We start from the raw sequence: 20,846 nt of genomic DNA, 5'->3' as shown, positions 1-20,846 counted from the left end.
GAACTTCCTTAGACGCCGAGCTGGCGCCGAGGCGCGTGCGGAGATGGAGCGTTGTCGATCACGACATAAGCGCCGCCCGAACGGCGGTGTGCGTCAACGGCGGCAGCGAGCAGGCGTGCCTCTTCGTGTTTGGCGTGCGGCGCGATGCGCTGCGGCAGATTGCTGGCCGCATCAACGAATCGCGGCTCCTGTGCGGTGAACCAGCTATTGGCATGCCTCACGAGCCGACCTCGGTGTTTGTGTGTTGGAAATCGAGTAAGGAGATGGCGGCATCGGTCAGCACGACCAGGCGCTCATCGAAGGCGTCAGAGGTGGCAAGTCCATCGCGCATGAGCGCGGCGACTGCAACCGCGCCGAAGCGTTGATCTGTCTCAGGCGCGGCAGTGCGGCCGATGTAGCCGTGTTCGGTCTTCACCAATCCGCCGTGGATGAGCGCAACTTCCAGGCAAAGCTTCGCCGTGGGCGGCAGTGCCGCCCAATCAATGGTCTTTCGCATTTGGGTTACCTCAGAGGTGAGGGAAGAACGGCTCGCCGCCCATCGGGATCAAGTCCAACTGGCGGTCGCCCAGCGACTCGCGGTACGCCTGCAGCGCTTGGGCACGCTGATAGCCAGGTGTTGGTGGAAGCTCGCTGTGTGCGGTGGGTACGCCGCTGGGGCTGGCAATACCCGTCAACTCCGAATGGCCCGTGTAGGTCGCGCCACACATCGGGTTTTCACAGACATACGAGTCGTGCCGCAGGAACTTATGTGCGAGGACGCTGGTGCGTTTGATGAGCCTCGCGCTACACGCCTCGCAGCGGAAGACGATTTTTTTCCGGCCGAACATGCTCACCCCCTAGAGCGCTTGGAAGTTTGGACTTTTGCGGCATAATTCGGCGGTGCTTTGAGACCGAGTGCAATTGCAGCTGTGTGCGCATCGCCGTACTTGCCTTGCGAGCGGCCTCGGAGCAGATCGTCGACAACAGTGCGATTCACCCCAAGTTGCCGGGCGAATCCAGAGACCGTGATGCCGTTGGACACTAACCATTCCCGCGCCTGTGCTGTGGTTCGAGGGTGGAACTGCTGCTGAGCTTGCACTTTGCGGGGCATCGGTGGCGGTCGCCTGTGGTTTTGGAAATTGTTGGTGTTAACACCAACTTTGTCAATATGAGGAAAAACCTTAGTGACTGTAGGGAAACGCCTGAAGGAAGAACGGAAGCGCCTGCGCCTTACGCAGCAGGAGATGGCCGACGCTTGTGGCATCTCGAAGTGGGCACAGCTTTACTTCGAAAAGGACCAGAACATGCCAGGTGGAGCCTACCTATTGGCCGCGCATGCTCGCGGCGTAGATATCATGTATGTGCTTCTGGAACAGCGGGTGGAATTGGATCCGTCCGAGGCTGCGTTGGTGGCTGCGTTCCGCGCTGCTTCGCATGAGGTGCGCACTGCGATGCTGTCCGATCTTGGATCAGCAGGCGAGGGGGCCGAGAAGGTTGCGCCTGTCGTGACGTTCAACGACAACAGCCACGTGTCTCAAATGCTGACGACGACAGGCGCGATCGACCAGAGATACATGCAAATCAACATGGGCGGCCGGAAAAAAAAGAAGTCCTGATCAAGCTTCAGATAGGACAGCTGGTCTTCGCAAAAGAGTGCGTTATCGGCGGATACCCGGTGACTTTGAGGCTTTAGATTGCAGAGGTGTCAATAATGGAAGCCAATTTGCAGAACGAGCCTCTGCGCATACGAGTGAGCGACTCAGAGGTCGGGCAGCTCAACGTTGCTGGGCGCATCGTGCAGCACTATCACGTTGAGTCTGTGCCATCCGCAGAGCTGTCTCTCTCAGCGTTGCAGCTTGCTTACAGCGGTTCGGAAAAATTGCTTAGGAAGGCACGCTTTAGGTCAGCAGTGTGTTCGCTACCTTGGATGGCATTGACGGGTTTTATCTGGACTACGATGCCCCATCAGCTGCCGTCTAGCTTCACTCCGATGGATCATCTCGTGTACCTGCTGGTGTTCGCATTTATTCCCTTAGTCAGTCGCTCCTGTATGCCTGATGATCTAAAGGAAAAGCAAAGGCAGTGGCGGCATGTGATCAAGGCAGAGGTACAGGTCATGACGGATTTGCATTACCGGATAGTGCGAGCACAAGCACGGCTCTGAGTGCTCTATGGCAAAAAAAAGCCGCCGGTCTAAAACCGGCGACTTTCGTTGAGGTGTCGGTGCCTTACTCCATGTGATCGAGCCGTCGCCGTCCTGGCAACGCGAGATGACCTGACATCCTTCGATCGGAACGCTACAACGAATAAACAGCGTGATCTGTCAGATAAACCCTACACGCGACGTAGGGTTTGCACTTGATTTGCATCAAGTGTGCGATCGGTCATTTTTGAGATAATGGCGCAGGCCAGTAGCCTGAGCGCCACGTTGCTTAAGCGGTCCAACTTGATGAAAGCTCTTTCGGAGATGCACATGGACGATGCAATGGTTCGCCTGTCCGGCGAATTCGTTTTAACCGCACACGTTGTTTGGCTCGGTAACGAATGCTGTGCGGAAATTCTTGTCTCAAAAAGCGGTGGTATCACGCTACGGCAGCACAGATTGCCGCTGACAGGATTCGCTTCATACGCGGAGGCGACTTCCTACGCGCAAAGCCAAATGCGTCAGTGCAGAGTTGCGGGCGACGGCACGCTGTTGATGCCAGTCGCCGCCGAAATGCAGTTGTTACAGAGGCGACAATAGCGGCTCACAGCGCGCTTTCCAATTCAAGCGATGTAGTCAAGCCGCTTGACCCATTGACGGTGTGGGTGGTTTTTACAATCAACCAGCGTTGTCCATCGATTTGCGGCTTGAAGCCGCTGACCGTGACAGTCTGCTCTGGGAACAGGTCTGCCCGCCCGATTGCCAGCGTGAAGCCGAACTTCGCCAGGCCGCGCCTCACCCGCTCCAGTTCCGCGTGCGCATGTTGGCGTGCCGTTGCTTCATCGGCATAAGACTCGCGTAAGCGCTTGGCGTTGTCGTCCGTGCCAACCAGTACCGACTGCCGCCGCGCCTTGCCCTTGTCCACCCAATAAGCGCGCACGCCGGTGTAGGCATCGCGGTCGGCCACTGAGTAGCGGTGCTGGTCGCCGTCGCGCCGCGTCAGGGTGACGGTCGGCAGCGGCTTGCCGGTTGCAGTGGTGCCGGCGCCGATCGGCGCAAAGACCAACGCACCTGCCTTTACTGTTGCCACCGCATCAAAGCGCTGTCCCAGGCGGGTGAGCAGATTCATGTCGCTCTCGTTGGCCTGGTCGAGATGCGGCAGCTTGGTGCGCGCCAGCGCCTCTGCCACACGCGGCGTCAGTCCGTGCTCGCCGGCGAGCGTATTGAGCACGGCGCCCAGTGTGGTGTTGTGCCAGCTGCGCTCGCGGCGTGTACGCATGTCTGCAGTCAGATCCGCACTACGCGCGCGCACGGTGATGATGTCCGGCGCACCGCTGTATTCCACCTCGTCCGCGATGAAGGTGCCTTTGTCGACCAGGCCGGTGGCTTTCCAGCCCAGGGCTACGGCCAAGCGCACGCCGCGTTTGGGCAGCGCCATCTTGCCGTCATGGTCGTGGATGCGTAGATCCAGTTGATCGGCTTCGCCGCCTCGGCATTCGGTGAGGGTGAGATCGAGCAGGCGCGGTGCGATGCGCTCGGTGAGGTCGGTCCCGTCGAGCACTACGCGCCACTGCGGAATCGGGTAGCTCATGCGGCGGTCGCCTCGGGCGCAACGTCGTCGGTGCGGCGCAGGCTCAGCTGGAACTCGACGCGGCGCGGCGTGCCATCCGGGAAGAACAGCGTGGCCGTCTCGTTGACCGCCAGCACCACATACGGCCCATACACCCAGCCGGTGCCGTCTACCAGCGGTAGCGGCTCGCCGTCGGCAGCAAGTCTGCGGAGCGTGGTCAGCGATTCACGCGAGCCGGTCAGGTCCGGTGCGATCAGGCCCGACAGCTCGATCGCTTCATCGCCTGGACCCAGGAACTGGCTGGCCGCTCGCGCGCCGACACGCTCGCTGGTGGGGTGGCGCCAACTCATCTGCCGCTGCAGCTGCAGATAGGCGGCGCTATCGAGGGCAAACACAAACGTGCCGTAAGACATCATCATCGGGTGGATCCTCAGTCGTCGCGCAGGCTGGAACGGCGGGTGGCCACCGCGCGCCGTTCGCGCTCTTCGATCTGGCGCGCGACTTCGCGCGCCAGTGCGGTTGCATCCATGCCGGGCGCGGCATGGACGTGGATGACGTAGCTGTTGCCGCCTGCAGGCGCGCTGGCGGCGCGTACAGGGGCCGACAGCGGCGCACGGCTGTCGATCGCCGCCACGGGCGCTGTGGCCGTCGCCAGGGCCAGTTCTGCGCCCACGGCACGCATCCGGTTGCCAAGCGCCATGACGGCCTGCACAGGCGCGCCCTGGCCGCGCTGCAGGCCCACGGTGAGGCCTTGCATGGTGAAGTCGCCCAGCTGGGCGAACACGCGCGAGGGGCTGTGGATACCCAGCAAGCCCTTGAAGCGATCGACCACGCCGGTGCCGACGCTGGCGATCGCATCGCCGGCCGCGCCGAGCTTGGAGCGGATGCCCTGGACAAGGCCGCTGATCATGTCGGCGCCAGCCTGCAGCATCCGGGCCGGCCAGTTGGCCAACTGCAGGTTGATGCCGGCCCACAGCTGCAGCAGCCCTTGGCGGATGCGATCGCCGTTGCCGGTGAACACGCCCACGATCAGCGACCACGTGCCCTGGACGGTTTGCCACACGCCGCCGAGGATCTGCTTGACTACCGGCAGTACGAACACAAACGCCTGCACCAGCCAGCCGATCGCCTTGATCGCCAGCTGCAGCTGGGTGACCAGCACTGCCCCCAGGATCTGCCCGAAGCCGCGACCGGCCTGCGTTGCACCGTGCAACTGCGCAGTGGTGGCCTCGAAGGGCGTCAGCAGCTGCTTGACCCATGCCCAGGCCTGACCCATCGCTGCGGCCACGGTGTCCCACACCGGCGCCAGTGGCGCGAGCGCGGCCTTCAGCTCGGCGAGGACCGGCGCGGCGACATCGACGATGCCTTGCCAGACGCCAATGGCGAAGGCCTTGATCGGCCCCCAGTACTTCCACACCAGCAGCGCCACGGCAGCGACGGCCGCGCCGATGGCCAGCACCGGCAGGCTGACGCCGCCGAGCAGCGGCAGCAGCAGGCGGGCGCCATTGGCGAGCATCGGCAGTACGCGGCCGCCGAACGCCAGCCCCTGCCGCAGCAGCGCACCGAAGCCGCCACCGCCCGACAGCAGCGCGACGGCGCCGTGGATCTGCGAGAACGCCATCGCGGCCACGCCGCCGGCCACCAGCAGGCCGCCGAGGATCGTGACCAGCGCGGCGCCGGCGATCGCCGTCTTGGCGATCGCACCCACCAGCACCGGATTGGCGCGGACCCACGTCGTGACCTGGCCGACCACCGCAGCCGTGCGCTCGGTCAGTTGCTTGAACTGCGGCAGCAGCACCTGGCCGATCGACTGGTACACCACCACCGCGGTGTTCTTCAGCAGCTGCAGCGAGTTGGCCGAGGTGGCCACCCGCGATGCGTACTCGGCAGACATTGAGCCGCCGTAGCGCTGCGCATCGGCGACCTTGGCGAAGTTGCCCTGCAGCAGCTCCAGATTGGTCAGCAGCGGTGCGATCGCACCGATCGACTCGCGGCCGAACAGCTGCGTCATGGTCGCGGCCTGCTCGGCTTTGGGCAGTGCGCGCAGCTTCTGCAGCACCGACATGATGGCCCCGCCGGCATCCTTCTGCATGACCTGCGCCATAGCAGTGGCCTTGATGCCCAGCTTGTCGAAGGCCTCGCGCTGGCTCTTGGTGACCGACTCGCCCGATGCCAGGGTGAGCAACATGTTCTTGATGCCGGTGGCCGAGACTTCCGACTCGATGCCCATGCCGGCGACGGTGGCGCCCAGCGCTGCCAGTGGTCCGCTCTGCAGACCTGCGACCTCGCCCAGGGCACCAATGCGGTTCACCACCGCACTGATCTTGTTGACGCTGGCAGGTCCCGTATTGCCGAGATAGTTGATCTTGTCGGCCAGTACGACCACCTCGTCCTGGCCCATCCGGAAAGCGGTGCGCCAGGTGGCCATGGTCTGGCCGGCGTCCTCGGCGCTGCTGTCGAAGGCCACGCCCATCTTGGCCGCGTCCTCGGCGAAGCGGACCAGCTCCTGGCGCGGGATCGCGGCCTGGCCGGCGGCCGCCACGATCTTGGCAATCTCGGCCGGCAGCATGGGCAGGCGCATCGAGAGGTTCTCGACATCGCGGCCCATCTGCAGGAACTGCTGCGGCGTCTTGAAGTCCACGACCTTACGCACGTCGGCCATGGCCGACTCAAACTCCATCGCATCGCTGATCGGCAGCACGGAGGCTCGCAATGCGCGCTGGCCGGCGAAGGCCATGCCGGCGCCGTAGGCGCTCGCATGCAGGCCGGCGTTCTGGATGCGGGCGCTGCGGCGCTGGGCAGCATCAATCGCCACCAGGCGCTGCTGCTGGGCGCGCATGGCGGTGTTGGTGCTTTCGATCTCGCCGCGCAGGCGCCGCTCATGCGTGACCAGCTCGCGGGTGCTGATCCCCGCCGTCTCCAGGCGACCACGCAGGCGCTGTAGGCCGGCCTCCTGCGCACCGTGTGCGGTCTTGAGTTCCCGTGCGGTGCGCACGGCACGCTCGAATTCGGCATTCATGGCAGCGGTCGGCGTGCCAGTGGCCTTGATCTGTTGGGCAAGCGTGCGCACCGACTGCCGCTGCGCATCGAGCGCGGCCTTGGCACGCTGTGCCATCGCCACCTGTTCGCGGTAGGCGCCGATATCGCGGTGCTGGCTGTTGAGCTGGCGCAGCGCGTCGCGTTGGTTGCGCAGTGCGGTGGCGACGCCGCGGCTACCGCTCAGCACGCGCCGGAACGGACCGGTGGCGCGGTCGACGGCGGCCAGGATGACCTGCAGGCGCAGGTTGTCGGAGGCCGCCATTTAGGCGGCCTCGTGGTTCGGGTAGGGCATCATTCGGCTCCGCTTCGCAGGCGGGCACGCTCGCGCCACGCCGTGAGTTCGTGCAGCGACCAGCCGTCCATCTCAGACGGCGGCCAGTGGAAGATGGCCGCGATGTCGGCCATCGCATCCTCTACGCAGTCGGGGAAACCACTTCTCTCTGTGCCTTCGGCAAGAAAAAAAGCGCCACCTCCTGGCCGACCGCCAACAGGTCGGCTGGATCCATCGCGTTGACGTCGGCGGTGGTCAGCGTGGGCGAAGAGATGCGCGGCAGCAGCGTTGCCAGCGCAGTGACATCCATCTGCAGCAGCTCGGCGAGCTTGAGGCCGCGCAACTCACCGGCGCCGGGCTTGCGCACCTTGAGCTCGGTGATGGTCTGCTCGCCGCGCACGATGGGCTGGTCGAGGGGAATGGCAGGGGAAAAGGTCGGGGTCATCGGAAGGTCTCAGGGCTGAGGCCTGGCGGCGCCAGGCCGGAAGGGTCAGGCGCCGATAGCGCGGCGGTGCGGGGCGAGCAGGTCCACGCCGTTGACGATCTCGATCATGTTCATCAGATCGATTTCGACCACCGTGGAGCCGTTGATCATCAGCTTGTAATAGCTGGCAGAGGTCTTGACGGAAAACTCGGTGTCGTCGCCGGACTTACCGGTACCGGGATCAATCTCTTTGTGACGGCCGCGCACCACAAATTCGACGGCATCCACCGCGCCGCTGTCGTCGCGCTGATAGGCACCGGCAAAACGCAGCTGCACGGCGTTGTGCGTTGTGGCGCCGTACTGATTGAGCACGCTGCGCATCATGCCGCCGCACTTCCATTCGAGCTCGATCTTCTCCTGGCCGAAGTCGATGTCGACCGGGCCATTCATGCCGCCGCCGCGATATTCCTCCATCTTGCGGGACAGCGTGGGCAGCTTCACTTCGACCACCTGGCCGAGATAGCTCTCACCGTTGTTGAACAGGTTGAGCGCTTTGAGTTTCTTGGGCAAAGCCATGGGTTTCTCCGGGAATCAAAGGCGAGTGCGTTACGCGTTGACGCGTTCGGCGAAGTCGGCCAGGTAGCTGGTGGTGATCTTCTGGTACAGCTGCAGGTTCTCCAGCGGCGGTACTGGCGTGTAGTCGTAGTCGATGCGCAGCGCGCCATCGGCGAGCGTGGTGGCGCTGTTGACGGTGCCGTCGTACCAGGCGGTGGCATCGATCAGGTAGCCGGACGCTTTCAGGTCGCGGAACTTGGCGTTGATGTCTTCGACGATGTCTTTGACCAGCGAGGGATGCATCGGCTTGTCGACGTAGAACGCCACGCCCTCGGCGATGGTGTCGGCCAGGACCTGTGCGGTGCGCGTGGCTGTCTCGAAGGCGAACATGTTGTCCTCGGCGCACGTGCGCGATCCCCAGAAGCGTTGCCCGTTGAAGTTGACCAACGTGGTGATGTCGCCCTCGTTGAGCACACCCGCATCGGTAGCCGGATCCTGCAGATCCCAGTGCACGTCCTTGGAAATGCCGGTGACGCCCGCCACAGGCACATTGGACAGGCTCTTGTGCCAGCCCTGCTCGGTGTCAATCTTGGCGCGCAGGCCGAGCGCACGTGCAGTGGCATACGCCGCTGTCGTGGTGCTGGTGGCGGTGTCGAAAGCCAGGAAGTCCGGCCAGATCAGCATCAACTCGCGATCGCCGAACTGCCCACGGTAGGTGATCGCCTCGGCCACGGTATCGGCGACCGGCCGCACATAGGCCATGGCGCGCAGCTTCTTGGCGATGGTCGCCAGTGCCTTGGCCACCGGCAGTGTGTCCAGACCCGGCGCGCCCAGGATGCGCGGGCGCACGCCCAGCTGTGCTTGCGCCGCGAGCAGCGCATACAGGCCGGTGTACCCGCTGGACTTGGCCTCGCCAATGACGTTGGACGAGGTCTTGTCCGCGTCTTCGCCATCGGCCACACGCACCACGACGGTCACCGGGTTGGTCTGGTCGGCGATGCCCTGCAGGGTGTCACGCAAGGTGCCTTTGGTGCCGGCACTGGCGATGGCACCGAGCACATTAGTGACCAGCACGGCCTTGTTGAGCGGAAAGATTTTCTCATCCGCATCGGAGGCCGTGGCGACCAGGCCGACAATGGCGGTGGAGACGGTGCGGATGACGCGCGCACCTGCGCTGACTTCGATGACGCGAACGCCGTGGTGGTAGGCAGTAGACATAGGTTCCTCAATCAGGACGAGCGGAAGCGGAGCGGGATGGTCATGCGCGAGCGCGCATTGGCGGGAGCGACGTCGGTGCGTTCGCCATCGACTGTCAGCACGAAGCTGCCAGGCACATCTCCGATGACCAGGTCGACGCGGGTCAGGCGCAGGCGCGGCTCCCAGCGCATCAACGCGGTGGCCGTGGCGCCGTAGAGCAGCGTGCGGGTGGCGCCGTTGAACGGGTGGTCGATCAGCTCGGGCAGCAGCGAGCCGAAGTCGCGGCGCTGCTCACGCGTGCCGATAGGTGTGGTGAGGATGCAGGCGATCGATTGGGCCAGGTGCTGCTCGCCCTCGATCACACGGCCGGTGGTGGCATCAACGCCGATCACTGCGGGCCACCGCTGAGTGCGCTGCCGGCCGTCACGCCGGTGGTCTTGTGGTTCTTGAGGCTGATCCCGCCGCCGATGACATCGGTGGTCGCCTTCGCGGTACCGGTGATGGTCGCATCACCATTGAGCATCGTCTTGCCGTTGACGGTCAGCGGTCCGTTGAGCGTGATGCCGCCATCCGCGGTGATGGACGCGGTGCCACCGCTGGGCAGCGTGGCCTGCAGCGCATGCGCCTCGGTGTCGTAGTGGATCTGCGCGCCATCGGCAAAGCGAAGCACGTGCAACGTATCGGACGAAGCGGGCGCTGCGAATTGGTCCGAGTACAGGCCGCGTAGTGCCAGGCCATCGGCCAGGTCGCCAGCAGGCGACAGCACCACAACTTGCTCGCCGACCGACGGCGCCGACCAGATGATGGTGGTGCCGGCCAGTGTGACCACCCAAGGCAGATAGTCGGTCAGCATCTCGCCGACCTGCACGCGGCAGCGTGCGTTGGCGAGATTCACCTCGGCAACGGTGCCGAGGCGAATGGCGTTACTCAGTGCGGAGGATGCGTTGCCCATGCAGTCATGGTCGTCGCGCGCGTGCAGGATGACACTGCAGTTGTGCTGTAGCTGCGTGATCTACGCAGCGCAGCGGTGCTACAAATTCGCAGGCGGTTCCGGTGCGATCAACTCGCGCTGGGTGAACTGCGCGTCGAAGTAGTACAGCCCGTCGCGGCGATTGAAGTACATGCCAGGCTCGCACACGGTCTTGTCTTGGAGTGGGCCGAACTCGAAACCTTCAACGGTGAAAGCGCTATCGGAAACGATGATGTTGACCACCACGTCGGTCCCGGTTTGGATCATCGCGTAACGTCCAATCGTCATCTCAGCACCACTCAATGAAAACGAAGCCGGGGCACCCGGTGGCCCCATCCTTGCCGAACGTGCTGGCAGAAGCACCGGCGGACACACCACCGCCGCCCCCGCCACCGGCACCGAACCCAAAGCCCCTGCGGCTAGCCGACGTGGTATCGCCCGCACTGCGGCCGCCAGGACCACCGCCACCAAACGCACACGACCCTCCGGTGCCAGCAGAGCCGTAGGGAGCAGTTGTTGCGATCGTTGCGGAGTCACCGCCAGCTGGGTAGCCATCTCCGCCGGTTGCACCGCCAACCTGGTTGGCACCGACGAGTCCGCCACCACCTCCCTGGCCACCGGCCAAGGTGACGAGATTCCCGATGACTGTTGCTCCCCCAGCACCACCGGCGGCCCCAGGTGTACCGTCCGTGCGTGAGCCTGCTCCAGCTGATCCACCGGCACCGATGACGATGGGATGGCTCACCCCAGGTGTGACCGCAAAGCGCACGCGCTGAATCGACTGCCCAGCGCCTCCGCCGCCACCGCCAGTCGCGGTGTAGACCCCAGACCCACTGGACTTTTCGGCGCGGGTTCCGCCGCCACCGCCACCACCGCCGCCAGCACAGGCGCTGACATAGATCGCCGTCACGCCTGCAGGGACAGTGAAGGTGCCCGATGCCTCAAAGCGCGCACAACCACTGCGGCTGTCGATCGCTGCCTTTAATGCGTCCGGTGTGACGGCACGTTGCGGGTCTGTGCCTGCAATGGCCTCTGCGCGCGTGGCGAGTTCGACAATGCCTTCCTTCTCAGTGGTCGCGGCCGGGTTGGTGAAGTTGGCATTGCCGAACGTCACCGAAGACACGGTGACGCCCAAAAACAGGATGTGAGCCGACATCAGCAGGTCTGAGGCCGCGGCCTTCTCCATGATCAGCTCGGGCTGGGAATAGCTGCCCAGCAACGTGCCATTCTCCAGATACAGCCCGAAGCCGCGCACCTCATAGGTGCCCCGGCTCGTGTCGCTGACAGTGACATGGATGGTGGTGGATGATGTGGTGCCGCCCGAGATGCTGGAAAGCGTCAGGTGCTGACCTGGGACTGTCTTCAGGTCCTCCGTTGCAGCGAATGCCGCCGCAGTGAAACCGATGCTGGTCACCTTGACGGCATTGGTGCCGTTCTTCTCGGCGTTGATCAGCGCCGATCGACCAGCGGTGGTGAGGATCAGTTGTAACGCCATGGCTTATCCCTGCGCCGTCATCGACAGACGGCGGTAGTTGATGATGCGAATACCGGTGACCAGCGAGACATTGCCGGTGGCTTGCAGCCCCTGCACGAAGCCGAAGTGCGAGCGGACCGGTTTGGTGCGCTCAACCTCGGCAATAACCTCATCGACAAACCGAGCGCTCGCAGCTCGCCCATCGGAGCCGTTGAGCGTGAGCGTCAGCTCGAAGGTGTGCGGCTGCCCGCGCGGCTGCTGCTGCCACCATTCGCGGATGGTCACTGCACCCCCGAACGAGGCCACCACCATGCGGACGCTGTTGGCGGTGCCCTTGCGGCGCTGGATCGCCATGGCGCTACGCAGGCGTGAGCGCTTGACCGCATCGCTCCAGTCGGCCTTCCAGTCATCCACCGATAGCGTCCAGGCTAACCACGGCAGATGGCTAGCCGGGCAGGTGTCTGGGTTCCAGAGGTCCGGGTACGGCAGTGGAATCGCTTCCAAGCGCGCTGTGACAGCGGCCAGTGCGTGCTCCATGGGCGTAGCGTTCGGCGGCAGCGGTGAACTACTCATCGATGCCGGCGTGCACGATGTCGATCGATGTGCAGTGCGCGGCCTGCGTGCGGCTGATCCGGATGTCGGCGGCAGGCGCGTCCAGCTCTATGCGTTGCACACCATCGGCGAACAGCTTGGCCTTGATCGCTGACTCCGGAACATCACGGCCGATGCGGTGTGCCTCATCCAGATACGCCCGCAGGCTGCGCAGCGCCTCACGCATGACCACTGCCGAGTCAGGGCCGGCATAAGTGTAGACGCGCCCACGAATGGCATACGGGACGATCTGGGCGCTCTGGACCGTGACACTGTCGGTCAGCGGACGCACGTCATCGTTGGTGAGAATCGAAGCGACCTGGTCCAACAACGCTTGTGGAGCCGTGCCATCGCCGGTGCGCGACTGGACGGTGACCAGCACTTGCCCGGGTGCGGGGCTGGTGGCACTGGCGTCCATGACATCGGCCGCTGCGCTCAGCGCGTGATAGATGTACGCGCCCTCGGGGCCTGCAACGCTGAAACCCTCCGGTGCCAGCTGGATGCGGCGGCGGAAGTCCACGTCCGACTCATGGGTCGGTGCAATGCCGTTCTCCGGCTGCCCCGGATCGAGTACTAGGCGCGCCACACCGAACAGCGCGCCGAGGTGATCGAGGTTGGTGCCGGTCGCAAAAGCCAGCATGGTCTGCTGGGCTTTTTCGTTGGCACGTTGGCGAATTAGCAACTCGCGGGAGGCGAACAGCTGCAGGAGCTTGTAGACCGGATCCGATTCAGTGAGTGCAGAGAATTCCGGCATGAGCCGGCGAAACTGAGCTAGCGCCTCGGCGAAAATCGCTTCGAAGTTCAAGCTCTCGATCAACTCGGGAGCTCGAAGTTTTGAAAGATCGACAGCGGTAAAAGAAGCCATGTTCGGGAGACAAGAAAGCCTACGCCAAGGCTCCCTTATCCTTGCATCTAAGCCCATCTGTCCCTGACGTATCCATGGCCGCTACATGCTCAATCTTGCGTACCAGTGCATGGATAACACAAAGAGACTCAGTCTTGAGCTGATGCCTGCGTCGAAATATTCGTGCCGCTGCTATGTGCGCTGGCATGTTTGAGCACTTTGTCTATGTTGTCGAGTTGATCCATGTTCTTGAACCAGCTCGCTCCCCACTTTGATTTGAGGCCACGCGCGGCAAGAGATGAACGAATACGTCGAGCAACCGATAGCATGCCGGCCTCACTGATACCTGGCAGATAAATAGCGAACTCACCTTGCGAGAGATGTGCGAGACCATCCTGCGGACGCGTCGCTGCTTTCAACAGGCCTGCTGCGATTTCTATTTCTTTCTGCTTTCCAGAATCCTTTCCTGCACTGCTGACGTCTAGATCGAAAAGTAAGACGCCTCCCTGCTCACCACGCTGCACCTCTGTCGCGTTCTGAAGGAGGCTTTGGAAGGCGGTGAGGTCATAGAGTCCTGTCAGGAAATCAACCGTTTGCACATCCTGCGGATCTGCCACTGCTGGTTGAGTTTCGGAAAGATGCTGTGCCCAACTACTTGCAAGGACACGCCCAAACGTCTCGGCTACGGGAAGCAAGTGGAACAATTCACCGCCGACCACTTGGGTGTCTATGCCGCACAACATGCCCTCCATCTTGCCGGGAATCTTGATCGGCACGCCGAGGTAGCTAGAAATGCCAAGCTCGATGGCGATCGGCGCACCTGCCAAATGCTCTATCTTGCGCAAGTCCGGCGCGCATTGGGGACCACCCCTGGAGATGACTCGTCGGCATACCGATTCGGACCAGCTCAAGAATTGATCGACCTTGAGGCCAAAGCTTGAATCGGTGCATGCCCGGATGATCCAGTAGTCATTCTTGACCTCTGCAAAGATCCAGGTCCTTAGTGGCGTCAGTTGGGCCAGACAGCCCAGAACCTCGTCGACTGTCTCGCTAGTTGACGAGAATGGAAGTTGGTTTTTAAGTGCGCCTGGCATATGGAACCCCCTCTGTTTCCCCACTATCGGCAATCTCACGGCACTCTGTAGATCCCCACATCATCATCGCTTTGCGGTAGAACTTGGAACAATTGACAGCGGGACCGGCCTGCAAGCGTGACTGTTGGGTCAAATGCGACGCCGTGTGAAGGTAGCCAACGCGACGGCCAACCCTATTCAGGATCGGACTCATGTTTGGTCAGGCATTCCTTGATCAGATCGAGCAACGTTCTGACCGTGTAGGGTTTCGCCAAGAAGCAGGTAGCCTCAGGCAATTGTGAGTCGTCGAACGAGTAGCCCGACGTGAGTATTGCGGGAGTCCTCACGCCCATCCGGCGCAACTCGCGAATGAAGGTTTGGCCATCAATCTGACCAGGCATCTTGAGGTCTGAAAGGATCAGATCAAATAGTTGACCGGTTCGTAGGATCTCAAACGCCTGCACCGGGCCGTCGACGCTGCGGAACTCATAGCCGCCTGTAGCGAGTGTCATCTCACAAACAATGCGAAGATTTATATCGTCCTCGACGATTAGGACCTTGGGTGGCGTTGTGGCGGACACGTCAAAAATTCTCATAGGAGGGAGCCAGCTGTGCTTGGTGGCTCTTCCATGAAGACATCTGCCATTCGCAACCGAATGTTAATGCTGCGTATGCGAACGTTAAATTTTGGTGAATTCTGGGCCGTCGAGGTGCTTAGCGATCAGCTGCTGCACTCTTAGCCGATCTTCGGCATTCCATCCGAGGAGTGGTCTCGCTGCGAACCGCACTTTCGGACCGTGGCGACGGACTTGATCGACACGCCCTTCCTGATGCACACGGGCGATGCGCGATACGCGCCCCACGAATCCAATGCTCACAGAGTTGGGGTTGGCGCTGACCTTGAAGTGTTTAGCCTGGCGCAGCTTGGCAAACATCTTCGCGCGTTTGACGCGTCCGGCCTTCTGCCGCAGCTGCTGCTTGCGTGGTGCGTACGGCGTGCCATCTGGCGCTTGCTGCTTGCCGATGCGTTGGCTCTGCGAGCGCCTCAGCTCCGTGCCGATCTTCCGGGCCAGCGTGCGGCGTTCACCGGGCTGCAGGCGAGCCAGCAACGGCCCGGCCCAGTTCTCCAGCGCGGTCAGCTCATCCATTTCAGATCGATCTGCGGCTCGGGTGCATGGGTGATGTCGTAGCCGCCGCTATCCTTCGCGGTCACGACCACGCGTTCGGTCAGCGGCAACTTGATCGACAGATCCACGGCATCGTTGGCGAGGATGTCGGCCTCGAAGGTGATCTCGCCGCGTCGCGACGTATTGGAAAGTAGCTCGGACTGATTGACCTGCACCCATTCCAGCAGCGGCAGCATCACGCTGTCCGGGTGGCCGGCGTAGTCGGTCACGATCAGGTTGAGCGTGTACTGGTACTCGAACGACAGCCCCGGCTGGAACGTGCTGACCAGGCTGCCGGCGTCGATAAACACCAGCAGCCGGTCGGCATCGCGTGCCAGGTCCGGCAAGGCCGCGACCAGATGCGCGCGCAGGCTGGCGGGCTTGATCATGGCGCAGGCTCCAGCGTGTGCAGGTCGATCCAGTCCTGCAGCGCGCTTAGCTGCGCGGCGGTGGCGTGGCAGCTGGTGTAGTTGTCGGCGACGGTGCCGGCAATGCCAGAGAGCGTAATGCCGGCGGCCGGCGCATCAGGATCTCCGGTGGACGGCCCGGCAGGCTGGCCCGAGGCGGCGGCGTCGTGCAGCCGCACAAAGCCAGCAGGGATAGCGCAAGCAGCGTCTGCTTTTTGGGTGACATAGATCGGGATCTCGCGGGTGATGGTGGCGCCGGCTTCGCGCACGATTTGCACGCGGTCGACGTACTCGACAACGACCTTTGTGGAACTCTTTGCGCTGTCGCGCTCGGCGATAGCGGAAACTTTTGCGTCTAGAGCTTGCTTGCGTTCGCGTTGTGCGGTGCTGACGCGCTGCTCCTGCCACACGCAGCCACCGACGAGCACTACAATCAGCGCCAGCAGGAGGATCAGGCGCGTGACCATCAGCTCACGCCCAGTATCTGCAGGGCGCGCTGCGTGCGCGTAACGCGATCGCCGTGGCCTTCGGGCAGGCGCTTGGCGCGCACGTTGCCCAGGTTGATCTTGCGGCCCAGGCCGAGCACATCGCCGGCATCGGCCAGCACGTTGAGGCCGTTGTCGTGCCAGTACGCCGCCGCACCCAGTGCGCTCGGCTCAATCTGCAGCAGCAGATCCGGCTGCTCTTCCACCGGCAGCTCGATCAGCACGCCGATACGGCGGTAGTTGCCCCGGAAGGTGTGTTGCATCGGACCACGGCCCCGGTGGCGATAGCCATCTCCGCTGGCTTCGTTGCCGTTGCCCAGGCGGTTGGCGTAGACGAAGTTGGCCAGGCCGACCGGATTGCGCAGAAACTTGGGTGCTTGTGCTGGCGTGATGCGTGCGCCGAATACTTCCAACAGCCGTGCGCTGGTGGTGTAGGTCAGCCCTTCTTCCATGCGCGACAGGCTCAGGCTTTCGTGGCCGACCTGGCCGAGCCAGTGCGCGGCACGGCGCTTGGTGGTGATGCCGAAGCGATTGGCAGCGGCGAGCAGCGGGCCATGCCAGCGCTGAGCGCGTTGCGCCGAGCACTGCATGATCGAGGCGAGCTGGGTATCGGTGAACATCAATCGACCTTCAGGATGCGCGCCACATTGCCCTGGGCGCGGTAGGTGAGCACCGCCAGCACGATCAACGTGCCCAGGTGCCAAAGACTGACTTGCGAGCCGGCGCCGGCCAGCAGGATGTGCAGTGCCTGGCCGCCGGTGCTGGCGATCAGCAACCACGCGCACCAGCCCGCGCCGCGTCGATGGCGCGCATCGACCGGGCGGTGGTAGGTAAGCAGGCGGACGCAGATGGCGAGCGAGGCCATCAACGTCAGGACGGTGACCAGGCTATGCACTGGGCGGACCTCCACGACGTAGGAAGGAAAAGTCGAAGGACTTGCTCTTTTCGATCAGGCCCAGCGTGACGGTGATCGCGCAGGCCGCGCTGGCGAAGGCGGCCACGCCACTGGACTTGATCGGCAACCAGCGCAGGATTTCCGGCGCCAGCTGGTAGCCGGCGATCACGCTCACCGGGAAATAGATCAGCCGCGCCAGCAGTGGTTGCTTGGCGGCGGACACCACGAACAGCGCGCCGCCGGCGAAGGCGCCGATCAGTGCATCGCCGTCGATGCCAGGCAGCACGGAGGCAAGGCCCACACCGGTGGCGATCAAAAAGCCGCTCGATACGGAGGTGGGTTCGGTCATCAGATCAGTCCCATAGCTGCACAAGCGGCGTCATCGCCGCTGTGGTGGTGGTTACCTCGGGCAACTCCACTGGCGTGCCATGCGGCAGCACGGCGCCCAGTTCGGCCAGGCCGGGATTGAGGAGGTAGGCGCGCTCGACCAGGCCGGCCGTGCTGCCCAGGTGGCGCCAGCACAGCAGGTCGACGGTGTCGCCTTGCATGGCGTGCACGCGCATCAGATGAGCTCCACCGTGCTGCGCGGCAGGTTCTGCAGGTCGCGCACGGCCCAGCGCTGGTCGCGGCGTAGCTCGGTGATGCTCGGTGACAGGTCATCGGCGCGCTGGTTGGCGCTGTCGGTCGCGTCGAAGCTGCGATAACGCTCTGCCACCTCGACCGCCGTGGCACACGCGACGGCGCGCAGGTACAGCTGCACGCGGCGCGAGACGCCGTCGACGGTGGTGCTGGGTACATCGGCCAACGCGGCCCAGCCGGCGGACTGCTGCGTCTGCGCCCAGGTCTGCAGCTCATCGTTGACCGCCAACATGGCGGCGATGATCGCGTGGCGCAGGCGTGCATCAGTGACGGTGCCATCCAGGCGCATGCTTGCCCGCACACTCGCCGGTGCGATCGCTGGCCAGAACGGCGCATTGGCGATCGCATCGGGCGTGGCGCTGGTGGTGCCGGTGGCAGTGAATCCGCTCATGGATGGCTCGGAAGAGATCGCCGGTGGTCGGGGCGTCACCGCAGCGGTGCAGTGCTGTGGATCAGCCCCGAGCCGGCGAGGGTTGCGGGGACGCTCGGTTATGCGCTGGTGCCCGCAGGCTCAGCGCTGAACTTCTTCAGGAGCCGCTCGGCGCGCTCCAGATCCTTCTTGCCGCCGCAGCTGCCGTGCAGTGCGATGGCGCGCTGCAGGTCGGCCACAGCGGCAGCGGCGATCGGCTGCGCCTGGTCGGCGGGCGTCTCGTCGGTGATGCCAGCCAGCGATGCGCGGGCCAGCGCCAGGTGCAGCTTGGCGCGCACCTCGTCGGGCATGTCCTGCTCGGCGGTCAGCGTGGCGGTGTCGGCCAGGACGGCCGCATCGAACGGCTGGCCGGTCTTCTGTGCCGACAACGCCGCCTCGGCCACTTCCTCGGCCAGTACGCAGCCCACGGTGCGGGAGAAGCGGTCGGGCATCTGCAGGCCGTGCTTGAGCACATAGGCGCCCAGCTCCAGCGCGCCGGCATAGTCGCCGGCGTCAATGCGCCACACCATGCACGTCATGACGACCTCGTCCTGCGCGCCCTGGCCGCCGGCCAGCACGCCGGCCAGATATGGCACGTAGGTCGGCAGCAGCTGCACCTTGAGTGCCGCCTTGCCCTGGGTGGACTGGATCTGCTTCAGCCGCAGGCGGTCGCTCTGCAGCTGCGCCATGTGCTGCTCGTAGGCGGTGGCGCCGGCCATCAGGTGGTGCGGTGCACGCTGGGCTGCCTCCAGCTCGGCGAGCACGCGGCTGTGGTGACGCTTGGCGGGACTGTCGGCCATGGCTTAGGCCTCGATCTCGATGTGCTCGACCACGCAGCCCAGACCGTAGTCCTCGACCACGTAGGCGTCGTTGGAGGACTCGTAGTTCTCGATGCGATCGCGCTCCGGCGCTTCCTTGATGTGACGGCGACGGCCGCCGGTCTGGTAGTAGATCGACAGGTTGGCCAGCGAGGTGACCATCAACGCGCCGTCCGGCAGGTACGGCACCTCGGCCACCTGCAGGCCGCCGACGCGGCGCTGGCTCAAGATCAGGTCGGTGGCAATCTTCTCGCTGGCCGGCTGGTCCTTATTGACCATCGGGAAATACTTGTCGTGCATCAGGTCGCGGCCCAGCACCACCACCAGGCTCGGATCCTTGCGGTGCCACGGGTCGAGCAGGTTGCTCACCACGTCATACACCAGCGCGTCGAGGTTGCCGTAGTCGGCGCCGGCACCGCCGATCACGACCTTGCCTGCCGTCTTGCCGCTTGCCAGCACGCGCTGGGCGGCGTTGGTGCGGTACTGCTGCAGCCAGCCGATGTTGACGTCTTCCAGCAGCGGGAACGCGGCGCGGTCGGTGTCGGCAGCAGCGTGCGTGCCGTTGAAGCCGATCTGCAGACGGTCCAGCGCCTGACGCTTGACGATGGCGTCGCGCAGACGCGCCTGGAAGTCGGGGAACTTGGCCCAGGTATCGAGCAACGCATACGGAATCGCGGTATCGAAGTCGGTCTTCTTGGCGACGTACTCGTTCTTGTCGAGCGCGGCCATGTTGCGCGGGGTGCGGGTCTTGCCGGCACCGGTATCGGTGCGGCTGGCGATGCTGCCGGTGACACCGATGCCCACCTTCTGGCCGGACAGTTCGTCCACCGGGATGATGTTGATCTTGGACAGGAATTCGCTCGACTCCTGCATGCGCGTTTCCAGCTTCTGCTGCACGGTCGGATCGACTGCGAAGGAATGGAAAGCGGAGGTGATGCCGTTGAGCTTGGCGATCTGCTCGGCGAACTGGTTGAACTGAAGGCGGGTGGCGTTTTGCATGGTGGCTCCGAAGGTGTGGCGCTGCGGCGTGTGTGTGGTGTGGGATCAGCAGTCGGTCAGCACGGCCGCGCCGCTGCCGGTGACCACCGGCCGTGCGGGCTGCGCGGGGTCGGGCTGCTGCGACAGCGACTCGCGCAGCTGCGCCAGGTCGTTCGCCAGCTGCTCGTGCTTGGTCTTCTGCTCGGCGTGTTCGGCCTGCAGGCGGTTAAAGCGTTCGTCCTGGCCGCGCACGTGCTCGGCGATCTCTTCGACGCCCTGGCCGAGGTCGGCGAACTGTTCGGCGGTGATGCTGGTGGCGTCTTCGCTCTTGAGCGCGGTGCGGATCCGGCTGAGCAGATTGGCGACCGGGCCTTCGCTGACTTCGCTGAATTCCAGCGCGGTTTCCTCGGCGACGGTGAACAGATTGCCCGGTGACTGCTTGCGATCGGCCAGTGGGTTGGCGTCCGGGTTCTGGCTGGCGAAGCTGAGCATGGAGGTGCCCAGGCTGGCCGGCGAATCAGTCACGGCCAAGCCGACCAGATACGCCTTGCCGGTGTTGGCGAACTTCTCCTGCACCTCGATGCTGGTGTAGAGCTTCTGCTTGGACTTGTTGATGGTGATCAGGTCGGCGGTCGGCTCGATCTGTGCAAACAGCGCCAGACGCTTGGTGCCGTCGATCTCCACCTCTTCGGCCTTGACGGCGGTGACATCGCCATACGCACGGAACGGCGAGTCCGGCAGCAGGCTGCGCATGTGCTCGATCCAGATGCGGGCGTTGTAGGTCTCGCGGTTGTAGGTGACGGCCATGTCGTCGATCCAGCTGCGCTGAATCGTGCGGCCATCGGTGGTGGCGCCTTCGACGGCCACGCGGAACCAGTTGGAACGAAACTTCTTGGCCTTGGCCGACATGGGTGTCCTC

Annotated in this window: 33 protein-coding genes; 3 read left to right on the top strand and 30 right to left on the bottom strand. The window is 63.9% G+C overall.

Annotated features, from left to right (window positions below; translation table 11 throughout):
• Positions 1–8: 8 nt before the first annotated feature.
• From KHN93_RS21735 to KHN93_RS18805, 4 genes are read right to left on the bottom strand one after another with little or no spacing between them, the layout of a single operon-like run.
• Positions 9–221 (bottom strand): hypothetical protein, encoded by a 213-nt coding sequence (locus KHN93_RS21735; RefSeq protein WP_039509719.1) that lies wholly within the window; start codon positions 219–221, stop codon positions 9–11.
• Entirely contained in the window at positions 218–496 is a 279-nt protein-coding gene (locus tag KHN93_RS18815; RefSeq protein WP_211921079.1) for a hypothetical protein, read from the bottom strand. Before KHN93_RS18815 ends, KHN93_RS21735 begins: the two co-directional genes overlap by 4 nt.
• A gap of 10 nt (positions 497–506) precedes the next feature.
• The gene (locus KHN93_RS18810) at positions 507–827 is read right to left on the bottom strand and encodes an ogr/Delta-like zinc finger family protein (protein ID WP_031421352.1); all 321 of its coding nucleotides are present in this window, start codon (positions 825–827) and stop codon (positions 507–509) included.
• Positions 828–829: 2 nt separating this feature from the next.
• On the bottom strand, positions 830–1,090 hold the full coding sequence (locus tag KHN93_RS18805; protein WP_080931457.1) for a helix-turn-helix domain-containing protein: 261 nt from the start codon (positions 1,088–1,090) through the stop codon (positions 830–832).
• 73 nt (positions 1,091–1,163) lie between these two features.
• On the opposite strand from KHN93_RS18805, the gene KHN93_RS18800 reads away from it, so the two are divergent.
• From KHN93_RS18800 to KHN93_RS18790, 3 genes are all read left to right on the top strand, one after another.
• The gene (locus KHN93_RS18800; RefSeq protein ID WP_211921077.1) at positions 1,164–1,595 is read left to right on the top strand and encodes a helix-turn-helix domain-containing protein; all 432 of its coding nucleotides are present in this window, start codon (positions 1,164–1,166) and stop codon (positions 1,593–1,595) included.
• A gap of 95 nt (positions 1,596–1,690) precedes the next feature.
• Entirely contained in the window at positions 1,691–2,143 is a 453-nt protein-coding gene (locus KHN93_RS18795; RefSeq protein WP_244812151.1) for a hypothetical protein, read from the top strand.
• 285 nt (positions 2,144–2,428) lie between these two features.
• Entirely contained in the window at positions 2,429–2,722 is a 294-nt protein-coding gene (locus KHN93_RS18790; RefSeq protein ID WP_211921075.1) for a hypothetical protein, read from the top strand.
• Between the two features lie 4 nt (positions 2,723–2,726).
• Here the strand turns inward: KHN93_RS18790 and KHN93_RS18785 are convergent, their stop codons facing one another.
• The 26 genes from KHN93_RS18785 to KHN93_RS18660 form a co-directional block, all read right to left on the bottom strand.
• Complete coding sequence (locus KHN93_RS18785; RefSeq protein ID WP_211921073.1) at positions 2,727–3,713, bottom strand: phage late control D family protein; 987 nt, start codon at positions 3,711–3,713, stop codon at positions 2,727–2,729.
• Positions 3,710–4,111, bottom strand: a complete 402-nt coding sequence (locus tag KHN93_RS18780) for a phage tail protein (protein ID WP_211921071.1) — start codon at positions 4,109–4,111, stop codon at positions 3,710–3,712. Before KHN93_RS18780 ends, KHN93_RS18785 begins: the two co-directional genes overlap by 4 nt.
• 11 nt (positions 4,112–4,122) lie before the next feature.
• Complete coding sequence (locus KHN93_RS18775) at positions 4,123–6,993, bottom strand: phage tail tape measure protein (RefSeq protein ID WP_211921069.1); 2,871 nt, start codon at positions 6,991–6,993, stop codon at positions 4,123–4,125.
• Between the two features lie 29 nt (positions 6,994–7,022).
• Positions 7,023–7,136 (bottom strand): GpE family phage tail protein, encoded by a 114-nt coding sequence (locus tag KHN93_RS18770; protein WP_005922203.1) that lies wholly within the window; start codon positions 7,134–7,136, stop codon positions 7,023–7,025.
• Between the two features lie 8 nt (positions 7,137–7,144).
• Positions 7,145–7,447 (bottom strand): phage tail assembly protein, encoded by a 303-nt coding sequence (locus KHN93_RS18765; protein WP_211921067.1) that lies wholly within the window; start codon positions 7,445–7,447, stop codon positions 7,145–7,147.
• A 45-nt stretch (positions 7,448–7,492) separates the two neighbouring features.
• The gene (locus KHN93_RS18760) at positions 7,493–8,002 is read right to left on the bottom strand and encodes a phage major tail tube protein (RefSeq protein ID WP_211921064.1); all 510 of its coding nucleotides are present in this window, start codon (positions 8,000–8,002) and stop codon (positions 7,493–7,495) included.
• Between the two features lie 30 nt (positions 8,003–8,032).
• On the bottom strand, positions 8,033–9,199 hold the full coding sequence (locus KHN93_RS18755; RefSeq protein ID WP_211921062.1) for a phage tail sheath protein: 1,167 nt from the start codon (positions 9,197–9,199) through the stop codon (positions 8,033–8,035).
• 11 nt (positions 9,200–9,210) lie between these two features.
• The gene (locus KHN93_RS18750) at positions 9,211–9,570 is read right to left on the bottom strand and encodes a GPW/gp25 family protein (RefSeq protein WP_211921060.1); all 360 of its coding nucleotides are present in this window, start codon (positions 9,568–9,570) and stop codon (positions 9,211–9,213) included.
• Entirely contained in the window at positions 9,567–10,130 is a 564-nt protein-coding gene (locus KHN93_RS18745) for a phage baseplate assembly protein V (RefSeq protein WP_211921058.1), read from the bottom strand. Before KHN93_RS18745 ends, KHN93_RS18750 begins: the two co-directional genes overlap by 4 nt.
• A gap of 78 nt (positions 10,131–10,208) precedes the next feature.
• Positions 10,209–10,415: a hypothetical protein gene (locus tag KHN93_RS18740; protein WP_244812150.1), complete on the bottom strand. Its 207-nt coding sequence runs from the start codon at positions 10,413–10,415 to the stop codon at positions 10,209–10,211.
• Positions 10,416–10,437: 22 nt separating this feature from the next.
• Entirely contained in the window at positions 10,438–11,643 is a 1,206-nt protein-coding gene (locus tag KHN93_RS18735; RefSeq protein ID WP_211921054.1) for a glycine-rich domain-containing protein, read from the bottom strand.
• A 3-nt stretch (positions 11,644–11,646) separates the two neighbouring features.
• Positions 11,647–12,195 (bottom strand): phage tail protein I, encoded by a 549-nt coding sequence (locus tag KHN93_RS18730; RefSeq protein ID WP_211921052.1) that lies wholly within the window; start codon positions 12,193–12,195, stop codon positions 11,647–11,649.
• Positions 12,188–13,078: a baseplate assembly protein gene (locus KHN93_RS18725; RefSeq protein WP_211921050.1), complete on the bottom strand. Its 891-nt coding sequence runs from the start codon at positions 13,076–13,078 to the stop codon at positions 12,188–12,190. Before KHN93_RS18725 ends, KHN93_RS18730 begins: the two co-directional genes overlap by 8 nt.
• Positions 13,079–13,206: 128 nt before the next feature.
• Positions 13,207–14,151 carry a diguanylate cyclase domain-containing protein gene (locus KHN93_RS18720; RefSeq protein WP_211921048.1) on the bottom strand — a complete coding sequence of 315 codons (945 nt, stop codon included), beginning with the start codon at positions 14,149–14,151 and terminating at the stop codon, positions 13,207–13,209.
• Positions 14,152–14,324: 173 nt separating this feature from the next.
• Entirely contained in the window at positions 14,325–14,711 is a 387-nt protein-coding gene (locus KHN93_RS18715) for a response regulator (RefSeq protein ID WP_244812149.1), read from the bottom strand.
• A gap of 99 nt (positions 14,712–14,810) precedes the next feature.
• Positions 14,811–15,278, bottom strand: coding sequence for a phage virion morphogenesis protein (locus KHN93_RS18710; RefSeq protein ID WP_211921044.1), 468 nt, complete (start codon positions 15,276–15,278; stop codon positions 14,811–14,813).
• A complete protein-coding gene (locus KHN93_RS18705; protein WP_211921042.1) occupies positions 15,266–15,685 on the bottom strand; it encodes a phage tail protein in 420 nt (139 codons plus the stop codon). Before KHN93_RS18705 ends, KHN93_RS18710 begins: the two co-directional genes overlap by 13 nt.
• Positions 15,682–16,170: a hypothetical protein gene (locus KHN93_RS18700; RefSeq protein ID WP_211920345.1), complete on the bottom strand. Its 489-nt coding sequence runs from the start codon at positions 16,168–16,170 to the stop codon at positions 15,682–15,684. Before KHN93_RS18700 ends, KHN93_RS18705 begins: the two co-directional genes overlap by 4 nt.
• Entirely contained in the window at positions 16,170–16,808 is a 639-nt protein-coding gene (locus tag KHN93_RS18695) for a glycoside hydrolase family 19 protein (protein WP_211920344.1), read from the bottom strand. Before KHN93_RS18695 ends, KHN93_RS18700 begins: the two co-directional genes overlap by 1 nt.
• Positions 16,808–17,083 (bottom strand): phage holin family protein, encoded by a 276-nt coding sequence (locus tag KHN93_RS18690; protein WP_005922189.1) that lies wholly within the window; start codon positions 17,081–17,083, stop codon positions 16,808–16,810. The genes KHN93_RS18695 and KHN93_RS18690 overlap by 1 nt, the downstream gene beginning before the upstream one ends.
• Complete coding sequence (locus KHN93_RS18685) at positions 17,076–17,432, bottom strand: phage holin family protein (protein ID WP_005929454.1); 357 nt, start codon at positions 17,430–17,432, stop codon at positions 17,076–17,078. Before KHN93_RS18685 ends, KHN93_RS18690 begins: the two co-directional genes overlap by 8 nt.
• Before the next feature lie 4 nt (positions 17,433–17,436).
• A complete protein-coding gene (locus KHN93_RS18680; RefSeq protein WP_211920343.1) occupies positions 17,437–17,646 on the bottom strand; it encodes a tail protein X in 210 nt (69 codons plus the stop codon).
• Complete coding sequence (locus KHN93_RS18675) at positions 17,646–18,113, bottom strand: head completion/stabilization protein (RefSeq protein ID WP_211920342.1); 468 nt, start codon at positions 18,111–18,113, stop codon at positions 17,646–17,648. Before KHN93_RS18675 ends, KHN93_RS18680 begins: the two co-directional genes overlap by 1 nt.
• A 98-nt stretch (positions 18,114–18,211) precedes the next feature.
• Entirely contained in the window at positions 18,212–18,931 is a 720-nt protein-coding gene (gene gpM / locus KHN93_RS18670; RefSeq protein ID WP_211920341.1) for a phage terminase small subunit, read from the bottom strand.
• A 3-nt stretch (positions 18,932–18,934) separates the two neighbouring features.
• Positions 18,935–19,948 carry a phage major capsid protein, P2 family gene (locus tag KHN93_RS18665; RefSeq protein ID WP_211920340.1) on the bottom strand — a complete coding sequence of 338 codons (1,014 nt, stop codon included), beginning with the start codon at positions 19,946–19,948 and terminating at the stop codon, positions 18,935–18,937.
• 45 nt (positions 19,949–19,993) lie between these two features.
• Entirely contained in the window at positions 19,994–20,836 is an 843-nt protein-coding gene (locus tag KHN93_RS18660; protein WP_211920339.1) for a GPO family capsid scaffolding protein, read from the bottom strand.
• Positions 20,837–20,846: the final 10 nt, after the last annotated feature.

This window comes from Xanthomonas arboricola pv. juglandis (assembly GCF_905367715.1).
Taxonomy (GTDB): domain Bacteria; phylum Pseudomonadota; class Gammaproteobacteria; order Xanthomonadales; family Xanthomonadaceae; genus Xanthomonas; species Xanthomonas arboricola.
This window is presented reverse-complemented; position numbering and strand designations above follow the sequence as displayed.